Genomic DNA, 14,155 nt, shown 5'->3' with positions numbered 1-14,155 from the left:
TAAAACCGGGGTCAGAGCCCGGTTTTAGGCAATGTTCGCCGGGATATTGCCAAAAAAAGGGCTCTGACCCCGGTTCTTATTCGTAGCGGAGCGCGTCGATCGGGTCCAGGCGCGCAGCCTGGCTGGCCGGGACGACGCCGAACACGACACCCACGCCGCCCGAGAACAGCACCGAAAGCGCCACCGCCCACCACGGCACGACGGCCGGCGGGAAGTCGGGGATCATCGCGGCAATGCCGACGCCCAGCGCGTAGCCGATCACGAGGCCCAGCAGGCCGCCCAGCAGCGACAGGGTGACGGCCTCGATCAGGAACTGCAGCAGGATGTCGCGGCTGCGCGCGCCGATCGCCTTGCAGATGCCGATCTCGCGCGTGCGCTCCTTCACCGACACCAGCATGATGTTCATGATGCCGATGCCGCCCACCAGCAGCGCGATGCCGACGACGCCGCCCATCACGAGCGTCACGGTGCCGCTCAGCTTTTCGAACGATTTCGCGATCTGGTCGGCCGATTCGATCTCGAAATCGTCCGTGTCGTCTGGCTTCAGGCGGTGCGCCTGGCGCATGACCATGCGGATGTGGCTGCGGGTCGCGTCCAGCCGGCCCAGGTCGCGCACGGCGACCGTGATCTGCAGCTGCGGACGCGTGTTGTTGCCGATGATGCTCTGCCCCGTCTTGAACGGGATGATCATGTAGTTGTCCTGCGACATACCGAAGATCTCGCCCCGCTTTTCCATCACGCCGACGATCTTGAACCACTCGTTCGCGTACAGGACGAATTGGCCGACCGGGTTCGGCGGCAGGTGCAGGTCCTCGATCAGCTTCTCGCCGATGACGGCCACGCGGCGCGCGCCGGCGTCGTCGGACTCGCTGAGGAACCGCCCCAGCCGCGCGTAGCGGCCATTCACCTCCTGGTAGCTGGCCGTCGTGGCGAACACCTGCGCCGTCGCCGACATGCCCGTGAAGCGAACCTCGGAAAAACCGGGCGTGAACACGGGGCTGAGGTTGCGGATGCCGTCCACGCGCAGGCGCAGCTGCTCCACGTCGTCGAAACGCAGGTAGTTCACCTTGCCGCGCATGACCTCCTTGAACTCGTTGTGCGGCCGGACCGTCAGGCCGTTGCCGCCCAGTCCTTCGAACTGGTCGGTGACGCTTTTCGACAGGCCCTGGATCAGCGAGATCACCGTGATCACCGACGCCACCCCGATGATGATGCCCAGCGACGTGAGGAAGCTGCGCAGCCGGTGCGCGCGGATCGATGCCAGCGCCGAGCGCAGGCTTTCGAGGAACAGGTTCATGCCGCGTTCTCCGCATCATTCCTCGTGTCCGACACGATGCGCCCGTCGCGCAACCGCACGACGCGCCGGCACTGCGCCGCGATCTCGGGCTCGTGCGTCACCATGACGACCGTCTGCCCGCCCGCATGCAGTTCGCGGATCAGGGCCAGGATCTCTTCGCTGGTGGCGGAATCGAGGTTCCCCGTCGGTTCGTCGGCCAGCAGGATGGAAGGTTTGCCCACGAGCGCACGGGCGATCGCGACGCGCTGGCGCTGGCCGCCCGACAATTCGTTGGGCCGGTGATGCAGCCGTCCGCCGAGGCCCACGCGCTGCAAGGCCTGTTCGGCCAGCGCGAGGCGTTCGCGCAACGGGATGCCGCGGTAGATCAGCGGCTGCGCCACGTTGTCGAGCGCACTCGCGCGCGGCAGCAGGTGAAAGCTCTGGAAGATGAAGCCGATCTCCTGGTTGCGCACGCGCGCCAGTTCGTCGCCGGACATCGTCGCGACCTCGCGCCCGTTGAGCCAATACGCGCCGCTGCTGGGGCGATCGAGACAACCCACGATGTTCATCATGGTCGACTTGCCGGAGCCGGACGCGCCGATGAACGCGACGAATTCATTGGCCCGGATGTGCAGGTCGACGCCCTGCAGCGCATGTACGGTCTGGTCGCCCATCGTGTACTGCCGCGTCACGCCTTCCAGCCGGATCACGGATGCGCTCCTTCCGCGACCTTCACGTCGGCCTTCTTCGCGACCACGGCATCGCCGTCGTGCAGCTCGCGCAGCAGGCGCGCGGGGCCCACGGCGATCGTCTGGCCCGCCACCACGCCCTTCGTCACTTCCTGGTTGGCGTCGTCCGACAGGCCCAGTTCCACCGTCGTCTTCTTGACCTTCCCGTCCTGCACGACGAACAGGTAGCTGGTGTTCTTCACCTTGTCCTTCGCACCCGGGATTTCCTCGCTCAGCACGGCCTGGATCGGCACCGCGGCGCGCGCCGCGCCGTTGCCGACCACGATCTCGACGCGGCACGTCATGCCGGAGCGCAGTGCGAGCTTCGCGTCGTCGAGGCGCAGCTTGACGACGTAGCTGCGGCCCTGCGTCTGCGCGCCGAGGACGGTCTTCGGCGCCATCGCCACGCTTTCCACGCGGCCCGTCACGGGCTGGTCGGGGAACGCGGCCGGGAACACCTTGGCCTGCTGGCCGACGCCCACGCGCGCGATGTCCGCCTCGTCCACGTTCACCTCGGCCATGATCGAGCCGACGTCGGCGATCGTCATCAGCGACGATCCCGCGATGCCGGTGGCGCTGGCGACGGCCGTCTCGCCGATCTTGATCGGCACGGCCGTCACGGTGCCGTCGATGGGCGCGCGCACTTCCGTCTTGGCCAGGTGCTCGCGCGCCTGCGACAGCAGCGCGCTGGCCTGCTCGAGCGTCTCGCGGCTGGCGCGCAGCTCGACCTTGGCGAGATCGACCTGGTGCACGGCGTCGTCGTACTTGGAGATGTCGATGTACTTCGCCTTGTACAGCTGGCCCGTGCGGTCCAGGTTGCGCTGCTGGTTCGCGAGGTTGATCTGGGCGCGCTCGATCGCGATGGCGGCGTTGCGGCGGTTCGCCTCCTGCTGCGCCACCTCGGCCAGGTACACGGTCGGATCGAGCCGCAGCAGGATCGTCCCGCGCTCGACGTGGTCGCCCTCCTTCACCAGCACGCCGGCCACCTTGCCGATGACCTCCGCCGACAGCTGCACCTCCTGGCGGAACACGAGGTTGCCGGTCGCGAGGATGGCCGGGTGGATGGCCAGCTTCTGCACGGTCGCCAGCTCGGCCTCGCGGCGCGTCTGCTTGCCCGCGAACTTCACCGCCACGGGGACGATGAAGAACGCCGCGACGACGGCCGCGCCTATCAGTTTCTTCTTCATGCGCTTATCCGAGGAAGGCGATCTTCGCGGCCCAGATGCCGTAGACGACCGCGTACGGCAGCACGGCGACCGTCACGCAGGCGGCGGTCGAGCGTCCCGTCCACGCCTTCAGGCCAAGCACGGCCAGCGCGATGGACCACACGGACGAGAGGTCGAGATTGGTGGCGAAGCCGAACCAGGGGCTGGACATGGGCACGTGCAGCAGCAGGTAGTTGAGCGACACCATGTTCATGTCTTCCGGCGCCAGGCGGCCGCCCGACGTCAGGATCTGCAGCGCCGACAGGGGCACCGTCAGCAGGCGCGGGATGCTGGTCCAGACGGCGAAGCCGAACCACTTGCCGTAGCCGATGCCGGTGCCCATCACCTTGCCCGCCAACAGGTAGTACAGCGCCACGATGGCGCAGATGAGCGGCGTGCCCAGGACGGCGCCGGCGCCGGAGCTCCACATCATCGTCTTCGGCGTCAGGAACTGCGCCATCGCGGCCCGCGCTTCCGGCTTCATGGGCCCCTGCGCCGCCAGCATGTGCTCGCGGAACCAGGCGAAATCGAGCGACGAGACGTACCAGCAGCTGACGGCCAGCGTCAACAGGATCAGGACGAGCAGCGGGATGAAAGGGCGAGGCTTGTCCTTCAGCCGTGCGAAGGTGGGCGAAGGCGCGAGAATGACGTTTCCGATGTCGAAGAGCGGCTGCGTGGGCATGTATTGACTCCCTGGTTATTGTGACCAGGTAGCACCCGCCACCCGGTGCCAAGCAGTCTAGGGTGTTTACGCCACGAAAAACTCACCAATTGTCATGACAACGGGGAGACGCCCCAATTTATACGCGGCGTTTACATCGCTTCCAGCAGGGCCAGGGCCTGCGTCCTCGCGGCCGCCCGCAGCGAGCGGCGCAGCGCGGCATCGTCCGTCGTCCGCGCCAGCACCATCCCGCCCACGCACAGCGCAACGATGGCCTGCGCGCGCTGCTCGCCGTCCGCTTCGTGCGCGAGCGCGCCCGCGTACACGTGCACGAGATTGCGGATCAGCTGCGTGTACGCCTTCTGCGGCGACAGCCCCGCGCGCGCGACGTCGCCCGGCAATGCATACAACGGACAATGCGCCTCGATGTTATCGAACACTTCGTCGCTCAGGTAGATGTCGACCAGCATGCGCGCCAGTTCGCGCGGCGCGGGCGGCGGCGAGTCCTTGAAATCGGGCTTGAACGGGTTGCAGGTGCTGAAGCTGGCGACGGCCGCCGCGTACAGATCGTCCTTGCTGTCGAAGTGGTGATAAAAGCCGCCGCGCGTGAGGCCTGCCTCGGACATCACGCGGTCGATCGACACCTGTTCGAAGCCATGGCGGTTGAACAGCCGGCGCGCCGCATGCACGATGCGTTCGCGGGTCTGGGCCTTGTGTTCGCTACTGTAGGGCATTCGCGTCTCCTTTCGAGAACGGCATTATGCGCGTATTCACATTATGTTCTTGAACATATTATGTGGCCGCGTATTCTGGTTTCCATTCACCACAAGGAGACGACACATGTACACGCTGACCACCTTCCGTTCGGTTCCCTCGTTTGCCGTGGGCCACGTGCGCGACCTGCGCGTGCGCTGGGCCCTCGAGGAAGCGGGCCAGTCCTACGACCTGCGCCTGATCGGCTTCGAGGACAAGGAATCGCCCGCCTACCGCCGCGAGCAGCCGTTCGCCCAGGTGCCCGTGCTGCACGACGGCGACCTGGCGCTGTTCGAAACCGGCGCGATCCTGCTGCACCTGGGCGAGCGCCATCCCGTCCTGCTGCCGCGCGATCCGGCCGCGCGTGCGCAGGCCACGATGTGGATGTTCGCCGCGCTGAATTCGGTCGAGCCCTACGTGGGCAACCTCGCCAACCTCGTCGCGTTTTCCATGGACCAGCCTTGGGCCGAGGCGCAGCGCCCCGTGCTCGAAGAGATCGCGCTCAAGCGCCTGGGCCAGGTGGACGACTGGCTGGAAGGCCGCACGTATCTCGCCGGCGAATTCGGTGCGGCCGACATCCTCATGACGACCGTCGTGCGCCTGCTCGACGGCATGGGTTATGTCGAGCGCTTCGCCCGCCTGACGGCCTGGCGCGACCGGTGCACGGCCCGTCCCGCCTATCGCAAGGCGCTGGCGGCCCAGGTGGCGCAGTACGTCGTCGAGCCCACGGTCGCCTGATTCAATCGGTCACGGGTACCAGCGGTATCGTGGCCGGCCCGCGCCGGCGCGCGAAGTCCGACGCGATGCCGGCGCGGATCGCTTCGAGCCGGCGGCCGTCGCGGTACAGCAGGTTGTAGCTTTCGAACGGGACGAGGCGGCCGTCCGGCAGCGCGAAGTGGATGCACGATTTCTTCAGCGCGCGCACGTCCAGCGAATACGCGTCCATGAACTGCACGATCAATACCCGGAACACGTTGTCGTAGCGGAGCGCGGATGGCGCCCTGACGAGCGGCAGGCAGCACATCAGCTCCGACAGGCAGTTGGCCTGCGATTCCGGCGAGTGGTTCGTCGAGAACAGTTCAAAGATGCGGTCCTTCACGGCGCCGTGCAGCGCGGGGTCGCGTTCGAACACGATCGTATTGCCGCTGCCTTCGACGAGCGTCTGCGGATCCAGCCAGCGCGTCAGCGGCACGGTGCCCTCTTCCGTCTTGATCGCGTACGCCATCGCCAGCGTGTCCGGATTGCACGGCACGGGCACCACGTCCTCCAGCGTGAACAAGCCGCTTTGCTCGGCGATGCGGCGGCGGATCTCCGACACCGTCAGGCGGTGCAGGCGCGGATCGTAGTCTTCCACGCGGCCGGCATCCTGGATCGGCTGCAAGGTCACGCCGCGCACGCAGGGCTGTTGCAGCGCGAAGTCGATGATGTCTCCGATCTCGCCGTCGTTCAGGCCCTTCTTGAGCGTGACGACGAGCGTCGTCGACAGGCCGGCTTCGTTGAGGTTGTCGAGCGCCTGGCGGCGGATGCGCGTGAGGTCGGCGCCGCGCAATTCGCGATGCACCTCGGCGCGCAGCGAATCGAATTGCAGGTAGACCTCGACGCCGGGCGCATAGCTCGCGAGGCGCCGCACGAATGCCTTGTCCTGCGCGAGCACGATGCCGTTCGTGTTGATCATCACGTGCCTGATGGGGCGCGCTTTCGCGGCGTCGAGGATGGCCCAGAACTGCGGATGCAGGGTGGGCTCGCCGCCGGACAGCTGCATCACGTCCGCCTCGCCTTCGTTGGCGACGACGGCGTCGAGCATGCGGATGACCTCTTCCAGCGGGCGATGGCGTTCGCGGTGCGTCCCGCTCTCCGCATAGCACACGGGGCAGTTCAGGTTGCAGTTGTCCGTGATCTCGACGACGGACAGGCACGAGTGCTGCATGTGGTCCGGGCACAGGCCGCAGTCGTACGGGCAGCCGTACTCCATCTTCGTGTTGAACTGCTGCGGCATCTCGGGGTGCTTGACGAAGACTTCGCGGCACAGGCGGTAATATGCGACGTCGTCGCTGACGAGCACGCGCTCGGTGCCGTGCGCGCCGCACCATTTGTCCATGTAGACCTTGTCGTCCTTGAACACGATCTTCGCTTCGACCGGATGCAGGCAGGTCGAGCAGACGGACGTCGTCGTGTCGTAGAACAGATAGGGGCGGGTCTTGCGGGTCATGGGAGCTCCTTGCGCGGCGGCGCGGGATAGTCGCGTTCGGACGCCGCGACCTGGCGGCGCAGGTCGTCGGCCAGGCGGTCGGCGGCGGCGACCATATCTGCAGGAAGCATGGCTTTGGCGCCTGCGACGGCCGCGGCGTTGCCGGTCAACGTCAGCAGCGCCAGCGCATCGATGCGCTCCACGGGGGAAGCGCGATCTGCTTTCGCCTCCCACGACAGATAGTTCACGTCTCCGCCGCCGCAATGCAGGATGTTGCGCGCCCGCCAGAGCCGGGACTCGTCGGCGCGGCCGGCACGGGCCAGCAGCTGCGCGGCCCGCAGCGCGGGCTCGACGCGAAACATGTCCGGTCCGGGCTGGACCACGCAAATTTTGGTGGCGGCACGCTGCAGCAGGACGATGCCGCGCGCTCGATCCCGTGGGTTGGCGCCGAAAGGTTCGTAGCCGCCCCACGACCTCATACCGCCCAACATCTCGCCCAACAGCGCCTGGGCCGGGGCGTAGTCCTGCGCGCTCGCCTGCTCCAGCAGATCCAGCGCACGCGGCACGTCCGCCTGTTTCCGGTCCCGCGTCGACACCAGGGTATACGCGAGCGAGGTGCGCGCTGCCGGGTTGCCCGCCGCGGCAGCGCCCGCCAGCTCGGCGATGCGGCGCTGGCGGGCTGCTTCCGCGTCGCGCTGCTGACGCTCATCGCGGTTCTTGTTGACCGCATCGATCGCGACGCAGCCGGTGCCGCCGATGAAAGCGAGAGCCAAAATCAGCATCCCGCCACGTGCGCGGGAATCAGCGAAAAGAGTCATGTACGGACAAGCTCCCGTGACTGGAGGAACACGAACGGCAGGTAGCACACCAGCGCCGCGATGCACACCCACTGGATGCCCGACAGCCCGAACGCATACGCATACGGCACCGGCTTGATGGCGTCCACGACGAGGCGCCAGGCCAGGTAGGACGCGAGATACAGCTTGAATGCGAGCCCCGGACTGCGCGCGAGCGGCGCGCGCCAGCGCCACAGCAAGCCGCCCACGCCCAGCACGAACAGCATGTCGTAGACCTGCGTGGGATGGCGCGCGATGCCGTCGCCGAAATCGACGCCCCACGGCAGCGCGGTCGGCACGCCGTACGTCCCATCGTTCAGGCCCGCGAGGAAGCAGCCGATGCGGCCGACGACCGTACCGGCGACGAGGGGCAGGATGAACTGGTCGCCCGTCGAGCGGCGGATACGCGTGAGCTTCTTCGCGATCTCCACGCCCAGCAGGCCGCCCAGCAGCCCGCCGACGATCGACTGGCCCGACGCGATCAGGCGCCAGTCCGGCACGGTGCCCTGCCACAGGTGCGGCATCTCGATCCAGAACACGAGCTTGTTGCCGATGGCGGCGCCGAGGATGCAGCCGACGACGACGGCGAAGGAGTCCGGCTGCAGCAGCGCGGGTTGATGGGCGCGCCGGCGCTGCCAGCGGTACAGTTGCACGCCGCCGGCGAGGGCCAGCCATTCGAATACGAGATGGACCGGTTGCGCGGTCGCGGCGGAAAGCGCGGGACCGTTCATGCGCCGCCGGGCGGACGCTTGCGCCACAACCTGACGACAATCCAGCCGCACACGAAGGCGATGCCGAGCCCGATCAGGCCGAAGACGAGCGCGACCGACGAGAAGTTCTCGGGCCCGGGCGAGGACAGGCCGGCCAGCCCGCCGAAAGTGCCGGCGGCGCCGCACAGGCCGAAGCCCGCGAGCGCCAACGAGAGAATGGCAGTCAGAAAACCGCGCGCGACATTGTTCATGGCAGCTCCCAAATAGTTGCCGCCATTACATCACAATCCTCGGGTTCAGGCCACGCCGTATTGCTGGCGGTACGCCGCCACGGCGTCCTTGTGCTGGGCCAGCGACGGATCGGCTTCCAGGTAGCAGAACAGGTCGGCCAGGCTGGCGATCGAGATCACGGGGATGCCGTAGGCCTGGCTGACTTCCTGCACGGCCGACAGCGGCGACAGCACGCCGTCCTTGCCGCCCCGTTCCATGCGGTCGAGCGCGATCAGCACGGCGGCCGGTTCGGCGCCGGCGGCGCGGATCATCGCCACCGATTCGCGCACCGAGGTGCCGGCCGAGATCACGTCGTCGATGATGACGACCTTGCCCGCCAACTTGGCGCCGACGATGGTGCCGCCTTCGCCGTGGTCCTTGGCTTCCTTGCGGTTGTAGGCGAACGACGTGTTGCGGCCTTTCGCGGCCAGCGCCACGGCGGTCGCGGAGGCGAGCGTGATGCCTTTATAGGCCGGGCCGAACAGCATGTCGAATTCGAGGCCGGAATCGAGCAGGGTCTGGGCGTAGAAATCGGCCAGCTTGCCGAGCGTGGCCCCGTCGTGGAACAGGCCCGCGTTGAAGAAGTACGGCGACTGGCGGCCCGCCTTGGTGATGAACTGGCCGAACTTCAAGACTTCGGCTTCGACTGAAAACGCAATGAACTGTTGGCGCAGATTGTCCACGACACGACCCTCGAACTGTGAAAACCGGTATTGTAATCCGCCCCGCCCCCGCCCGCGAAGCCGGTATTCCACCACCCGCGCGAGACGGTGCAGGCGCCGTTCCGTGCGCGGCGCTCGCAGCGCCCGGCCGACCATGGCGAGGAATGCGTCCTCGGCGCGGCGGACGTCCTCCAGTTCGGCCTGGATGCGCACATGTTCGGTCGTGTCGCGCACGAAGCAGCGGGTGTAGCGCAGGCGGCCGTCCTCGAAACAGGCGTTCGAGCGGATGAGCACGTGCCGGATCGAACCGTCCTTACAGCGCAGGCGCGCCGGCTGGTCCAGCACCGTTTCGCCGGCCGCCAGCCGCGCCAGCATGTCGGCGGCGATGGCCGGATCGGCGTGGAACCGGGCGGCGTTGTGCCCGACGTATTCTTCCCAGCGGTAGCCGAGCATTTGCAGCTCGGCCTTGTTGGCCCACAGGATCGTGCCGTCGGCGCCGACCTGGTGCAGTCCCTCGGCCGCGTTCTCGACCATGTCGGCGAACTCGCGTTCGCGCCGCAGCAGGTCGCGCTCCGCCTGGCGCCGCCGCGCCGCCTCCGCGTGCAGCGCATGCACTTTCTGCTCGAGCCGGACCAGGTTGATGTCGACGGGTTGCCCGGACGGCAGCGGCGCCGCCACGTCGGCGCAAGCGTGGTCGTGCCCCGCGCAGACCTGGCGGAACACGTGCGCCGCGTCGGGCGACGGAAACAGGGTCCAGGGATAAGCGCAGAACAGCGAGAAATCGAGCTTGCGCGCCAGCTCGTTCCACAGCCGCTCCAGGTGCAGGGCCGCGTCATAGCGGCCGCGCGCGCACAGCAGCGCCACCATCTCGCCGAACGCGTGGACGGGCGCGCCGCCGGCACAGGCTTCGGCGACCACGCGACCGACCTCGTACTCGAAACGGGCGCGGTCGGGCCAGCCGTCGACCATCAGGCGCGCCAGGGTCGTTTCGGCGTCGAACCATGTGACGTCGCGCGACGGCGGGGCGGAGCGCCCTTCCGCCCGCGCCAGTTCGTCCAGGCGCCGGCGCAGCGCATCGGTGTGCGCGCCGGTGGCGATGACGATGGCCCGTCCCCGCGTCCGCAAGGCCCGCTCGATGAAGGACGCGACCTCGTCGAGCAGCATGTCGCTGTCGTCGTAGAAACGCACGAAATGCCCCGTCTTGCCGTGTTTGCCGGACAACAGGTCATCGGTCTTGATCAGCATGGGGGTTTCTGATGGATGAAAGATGTCATTCTATCCATGTCAAGGGCGGTCAAGACGGCGGCGGCCGTTCAGGTCGCCGTTGTATTGACATAAATCAAAACGTCAGACGTTCAGTCGGTGCCCGCAGCCAGCCGCACGACGACATCGGGATTGACCGGTTTGACGAGGTGCGCGTCGAACCCCGCCCGGGCACTTTGCTCGCGGTCGGCCGGCAGGCCGTAGCCGGTCAGGGCGACGAGGCGGCAAGGGTGGTCGTGCAACAGCGCGCGCAGGCGGCGCGCCACCTCGTAGCCGTCGAGGACCGGCAGCCCGATGTCCAGCACGGCCAGGTCGGGCAGGAAGTCCGGCACGGCGGTCAGGGCAGCCACCGGTTCGTGGAAGACCCGCACGTCATGGCCGTGCGCGGCCAGCAGGCGCGCGAGCGTGTCGGCGCCGTCGACGTTGTCGTCCACGACCATGATCCGGCGCCGGACGGCCGCCGCCGCGTTCGCAGCCGGCGCCACGTCCGGCACGGCGCAGGCGGCCGGGGTACGCCGGGGCAGCAGCACGACGAACTCGCTACCTTTGCCCGGCCCGGCGCTGTGCGCTTCCACCTGGCCGCCATGCTGTCCGACGATGTTCCTGACGAGCGCGAGCCCGATGCCCAGGCCGCCCTCGGCGCGGTCGATGGCGCGCTTCCCCTGGAAGAACAGATCGAACACCTGGGCGCGCAGTTCCGGGCTCATGCCGATGCCGGTGTCGCTGACCGCGAGGCGCACCCGTTCGCCGTCCACGCCATGCGCGCGCAGCACGACCTTGCCGCCGGGCGGCGTGTAGCGCGCCGCGTTCGTCAGCAGGTTCGACACCACCTGGGCCAGGCGCATCGGATCGCCCTCCCAGGCCAGGTCCGGTTCGATGTCGACGTCGAGCCGGTGGCGGCGCTGTTCCAGCAGCGGCCGGGCCATCTCGATGGCCTTGCCCAGGGGCTGCGCGAGGTCGACCCGTTCGCACTGCAGCTCCACCTTGCCGCGGGTGACGCGCGAAATGTCCAGCAGGTCGTCCACCAGCCGCACCAGGTGCTGCACCTGGCGTTCGATGATCTCGCGCTCGCGCGCGAAGCCGGTCTCGCCGCGCATGCGGATCAGTTTCAGCGCGCTGACGATCGGCGACAGCGGATTGCGCAGCTCGTGGCCGAGCATGGCGAGGAATTCGTCCTTGGCGCGGCTGGCGGCCGTCAGTTCGGCCAGCAGTTCGGCGCGTTCGGCGTGGGCGTGCTCGATTTCCTGGCGGGTGCGCACGTGCTCGGTGACGTCGACGGCCACCACGATCATGCCGCGCTCCTCCCCTTCTTCCACCGCCAGCGGCTCGACGCTGAACTTGAGATAGCGCCCGTGCACGTGCAACTCTTCCACGCGGGCCGCGCGGCCGGTGGCGTGGACGTGTTCGAGCAGGTGGTGGATCTCGCCGCCGCGCAGTTCGGGAAAGGCACGCAGCAGCGGCAGCCCTTCGATGCCGTCGCGGCCCACCAGGTCGCGGTAGCAACGGTTGGCCAGGCGGAACACGAAGTCCGGCCCCATCAGCAGGGCCGCCGCCACCGGGGCGTCGAGCAGCATGCGGTCGCGCTGCTTGAGCGCGATGTCGCGCTCGCGCCTCTCGGTCGCGTCGCGCGTGAAGCAGCGCGTGTAGCGCAGCTGGCCGTCCTCGAAGCTGCCGTTCGAGTGGATCAGCACATGCCGGATCGAGCCGTCCTTGCAGCGCAGCCGGGCCGGATAGTCGTACAGCGTGTCGCCGCACGCGAGGCGGGTGACGATGTCGTCGATGACCGGGCGGTCGACGTGGAACTCGGCGATGTTGTGGCCGACGTATTCCTCCCAGCCGTAGCCGAGCATCTGCAGCTCCGCGCGGTTGGCCCACAGGATGGTGCCGTCGGCGCCGACGCGGTGCAGGCCTTCGACCGCGTTCTCGACGAAGTCCGCGAGTTCGCGCTCGCTCCGGCGCAGCACCCGTTCATTGTCCTTGTACCGGCGCACCTCCGCGCGCAGCGCCTGCACCTCCTGCTCGAGCCGGATGCGGCCGATGTCGGCGTCGCCCTCGGCCGGCAGGGCCAGCGCCGTGTCGGCGCAGGCATGATCGTGTTCGGCGCACACGCGGCGGAACGCCTGCGCCAGCTCGGGCGTGGGGAACGCATCCCAGGGATAGGCGCAGAACAGCGAAAAGACCAGGCGCCGGGCCAGGTCGTTCCAGAGTTCCTCGAGCCGCAGCGCCGCATCGTGGCGGCCGCGCGCGCACAGGAGCGCCACCATTTCGCCGAACGCATGGACGGTCGTGCCGCCGGCGCAGGCCGCGGCCACCGCGCTGCCCACCGCGGCCTCGAAACGCGCCGGGTCGGGCCACCCGTCGACCATGAACTGCGCGAGCACGGCGTCGGCGTCCATCCACGCGACCCGCACGGCCGCCGCCGGACCGAGGCGCCGGCGCAGCACGTCGATGTGGTCTGGCGTGGCGATCACGATGCCCTTGCCGCCCATAGGCACGGCCTGCGCGAGGAACGTCGCGACTTCGTCCAGCATGACGTCGCCCTCGTCGTAGAACCGTACGAAATGTCCACTCCTGCCGTATTTCCCCGACAGCAGATCATCCGATCTGATCAGCACGTCAACTCCTTGTGCGGGGTGAAAGTGCCCGGACCCCGGGCACAATGGACCAGTTTAACATACCGGACCGGACATTTAACGTTTGTTTATCCGCCATGGATGTGTTGATGGAAGTCAAAACGAGCTACACTATCGCCCTTGGCCCACCGCACTTTTGTCCAGATCCATGCCACGAATTATCTCCGCCAACCTGAACGGCATCCGTTCCGCCCACAAGAAGGGTTTCTTCAACTGGATGGCCAGCCAAGACGCCGATTTCATCTGCGTCCAGGAGCTGAAAGCCCAGCAGGCCGACATGACCGAGGAATTCCTCGCGCCGCACGGCTACCACGGCCATTTCCACTATGCCGAGAAAAAGGGTTACTCGGGCACGGGCGTCTACAGCCGCACGAAGCCGGATGCCGTCAGCACGGGCTTCGGCTGCGTCGAATTCGACAACGAAGGCCGCTACACGCGCGCCGACGTGGGCAACCTGACCGTCATTTCCGTCTACTGCCCGTCCGGCTCGTCGTCGCCGGAGCGCCAGGAAGCCAAGTTCCGCTTCATGGAAGTGTTCCTGCCACACCTGCAGGCGCTCAAGGCCGAGGGCCGCGAAATCGTGATCTGCGGCGACTGGAACATCGCGCACAAGGAAATCGACCTCAAGAACTGGAAGGGCAATAAGAAGAATTCCGGCTTCCTGCCGGAAGAACGCGCCTGGATGACCCGGATCTTCGACGAACTGGGCCTCGTGGACGTCCACCGCGGCATCGACCAGCGTCCCGAGCAATATACGTGGTGGAGCAACCGCGGCCAGGCGTGGGCGAAGAACGTCGGGTGGCGCATCGATTACCACGTCGCCACGCCGGGCATCGCCGCGAAGGCGCACACCGTCTCCATCTACAAGGACGAACGGTTTTCGGACCATGCGCCGCTGATCATCGATTACCACCTCTGATAATTCCCCCCGGCAAGGGGGAAATCCACTCATATATGTCGTAAAAACATC

General features: G+C 67.5%; 13 protein-coding genes and 1 pseudogene. 2 read left to right on the top strand and 12 right to left on the bottom strand.

Going from position 1 to position 14,155, the window contains the following annotated elements:
* Positions 1–76: 76 nt before the first annotated feature.
* The 5 genes from ASD28_RS00220 to ASD28_RS00200 form a co-directional block, all read right to left on the bottom strand.
* Positions 77–1,297, bottom strand: coding sequence for an ABC transporter permease (locus ASD28_RS00220; RefSeq protein WP_056122191.1), 1,221 nt, complete (start codon positions 1,295–1,297; stop codon positions 77–79).
* Positions 1,294–1,986, bottom strand: a complete 693-nt coding sequence (locus tag ASD28_RS00215) for an ABC transporter ATP-binding protein (protein WP_200948755.1) — start codon at positions 1,984–1,986, stop codon at positions 1,294–1,296. The genes ASD28_RS00220 and ASD28_RS00215 overlap by 4 nt, the downstream gene beginning before the upstream one ends.
* Positions 1,983–3,191, bottom strand: a complete 1,209-nt coding sequence (locus ASD28_RS00210; protein ID WP_056122188.1) for an efflux RND transporter periplasmic adaptor subunit — start codon at positions 3,189–3,191, stop codon at positions 1,983–1,985. The genes ASD28_RS00215 and ASD28_RS00210 overlap by 4 nt, the downstream gene beginning before the upstream one ends.
* 4 nt (positions 3,192–3,195) lie before the next feature.
* Positions 3,196–3,891: a YIP1 family protein gene (locus ASD28_RS00205; protein WP_056122185.1), complete on the bottom strand. Its 696-nt coding sequence runs from the start codon at positions 3,889–3,891 to the stop codon at positions 3,196–3,198.
* Between the two features lie 131 nt (positions 3,892–4,022).
* The gene (locus ASD28_RS00200; protein ID WP_056122182.1) at positions 4,023–4,604 is read right to left on the bottom strand and encodes a TetR/AcrR family transcriptional regulator; all 582 of its coding nucleotides are present in this window, start codon (positions 4,602–4,604) and stop codon (positions 4,023–4,025) included.
* A gap of 106 nt (positions 4,605–4,710) precedes the next feature.
* Between ASD28_RS00200 and ASD28_RS00195 the strand changes: the two genes are divergently transcribed.
* Positions 4,711–5,361, top strand: coding sequence for a glutathione S-transferase family protein (locus ASD28_RS00195; protein ID WP_056122178.1), 651 nt, complete (start codon positions 4,711–4,713; stop codon positions 5,359–5,361).
* A 1-nt stretch (position 5,362) separates the two neighbouring features.
* On the opposite strand, the gene ASD28_RS00190 is transcribed toward ASD28_RS00195, so the two are convergent.
* The 7 genes and pseudogenes from ASD28_RS00190 to ASD28_RS00165 form a co-directional block, all read right to left on the bottom strand.
* Complete coding sequence (locus ASD28_RS00190; protein WP_056122176.1) at positions 5,363–6,832, bottom strand: radical SAM protein; 1,470 nt, start codon at positions 6,830–6,832, stop codon at positions 5,363–5,365.
* Positions 6,829–7,629 carry a hypothetical protein gene (locus tag ASD28_RS00185; RefSeq protein ID WP_162252912.1) on the bottom strand — a complete coding sequence of 267 codons (801 nt, stop codon included), beginning with the start codon at positions 7,627–7,629 and terminating at the stop codon, positions 6,829–6,831. The genes ASD28_RS00190 and ASD28_RS00185 overlap by 4 nt, the downstream gene beginning before the upstream one ends.
* Positions 7,626–8,378: a prolipoprotein diacylglyceryl transferase gene (locus tag ASD28_RS00180; protein WP_056122169.1), complete on the bottom strand. Its 753-nt coding sequence runs from the start codon at positions 8,376–8,378 to the stop codon at positions 7,626–7,628. The genes ASD28_RS00185 and ASD28_RS00180 overlap by 4 nt, the downstream gene beginning before the upstream one ends.
* A complete protein-coding gene (locus tag ASD28_RS00175) occupies positions 8,375–8,608 on the bottom strand; it encodes a hypothetical protein (protein ID WP_056122166.1) in 234 nt (77 codons plus the stop codon). Before ASD28_RS00175 ends, ASD28_RS00180 begins: the two co-directional genes overlap by 4 nt.
* Positions 8,609–8,653: 45 nt before the next feature.
* Positions 8,654–9,310, bottom strand: a complete 657-nt coding sequence (gene pyrE / locus ASD28_RS32565; protein WP_056123545.1) for an orotate phosphoribosyltransferase — start codon at positions 9,308–9,310, stop codon at positions 8,654–8,656.
* A 183-nt stretch (positions 9,311–9,493) separates the two neighbouring features.
* A pseudogene (locus ASD28_RS32560) lies at positions 9,494–10,534 on the bottom strand (MEDS domain-containing protein); the annotation flags it as partial.
* A 110-nt stretch (positions 10,535–10,644) separates the two neighbouring features.
* On the bottom strand, positions 10,645–13,167 hold the full coding sequence (locus ASD28_RS00165) for an ATP-binding protein (protein WP_229412369.1): 2,523 nt from the start codon (positions 13,165–13,167) through the stop codon (positions 10,645–10,647).
* Positions 13,168–13,333: 166 nt separating this feature from the next.
* Here ASD28_RS00165 and ASD28_RS00160 point away from each other — a divergent pair, with 166 nt between their 5' ends.
* Complete coding sequence (locus ASD28_RS00160) at positions 13,334–14,104, top strand: exodeoxyribonuclease III (RefSeq protein WP_056122163.1); 771 nt, start codon at positions 13,334–13,336, stop codon at positions 14,102–14,104.
* The last annotated feature ends 51 nt before the right edge of the window (positions 14,105–14,155 follow it).

Source organism: Massilia sp. Root133 (genome assembly GCF_001426525.1).
Classification (GTDB): Bacteria; Pseudomonadota; Gammaproteobacteria; order Burkholderiales; family Burkholderiaceae_D; genus Telluria; species Telluria orientalis.
This window is presented reverse-complemented; position numbering and strand designations above follow the sequence as displayed.

What these genes read in the sequence shown, in the direction of transcription:
- ASD28_RS00220 (WP_056122191.1), bottom strand. Translation starts at nt 1,297, where the DNA reads ATGAACCTGTTCCTCGAAAGCCTGCGCTCGGCGCTGGCATCGATCCGC.
- ASD28_RS00210 (WP_056122188.1), bottom strand. Translation starts at nt 3,191, where the DNA reads ATGAAGAAGAAACTGATAGGCGCGGCCGTCGTCGCGGCGTTCTTCATC.
- ASD28_RS00205 (WP_056122185.1), bottom strand. Translation starts at nt 3,891, where the DNA reads ATGCCCACGCAGCCGCTCTTCGACATCGGAAACGTCATTCTCGCGCCT.
- ASD28_RS00200 (WP_056122182.1), bottom strand. Translation starts at nt 4,604, where the DNA reads ATGCCCTACAGTAGCGAACACAAGGCCCAGACCCGCGAACGCATCGTG.
- ASD28_RS00195 (WP_056122178.1), top strand. Translation starts at nt 4,711, where the DNA reads ATGTACACGCTGACCACCTTCCGTTCGGTTCCCTCGTTTGCCGTGGGC.
- ASD28_RS00190 (WP_056122176.1), bottom strand. Translation starts at nt 6,832, where the DNA reads ATGACCCGCAAGACCCGCCCCTATCTGTTCTACGACACGACGACGTCC.
- ASD28_RS00185 (WP_162252912.1), bottom strand. Translation starts at nt 7,629, where the DNA reads ATGACTCTTTTCGCTGATTCCCGCGCACGTGGCGGGATGCTGATTTTG.
- ASD28_RS00180 (WP_056122169.1), bottom strand. Translation starts at nt 8,378, where the DNA reads ATGAACGGTCCCGCGCTTTCCGCCGCGACCGCGCAACCGGTCCATCTC.
- ASD28_RS00175 (WP_056122166.1), bottom strand. Translation starts at nt 8,608, where the DNA reads ATGAACAATGTCGCGCGCGGTTTTCTGACTGCCATTCTCTCGTTGGCG.
- ASD28_RS00160 (WP_056122163.1), top strand. Translation starts at nt 13,334, where the DNA reads ATGCCACGAATTATCTCCGCCAACCTGAACGGCATCCGTTCCGCCCAC.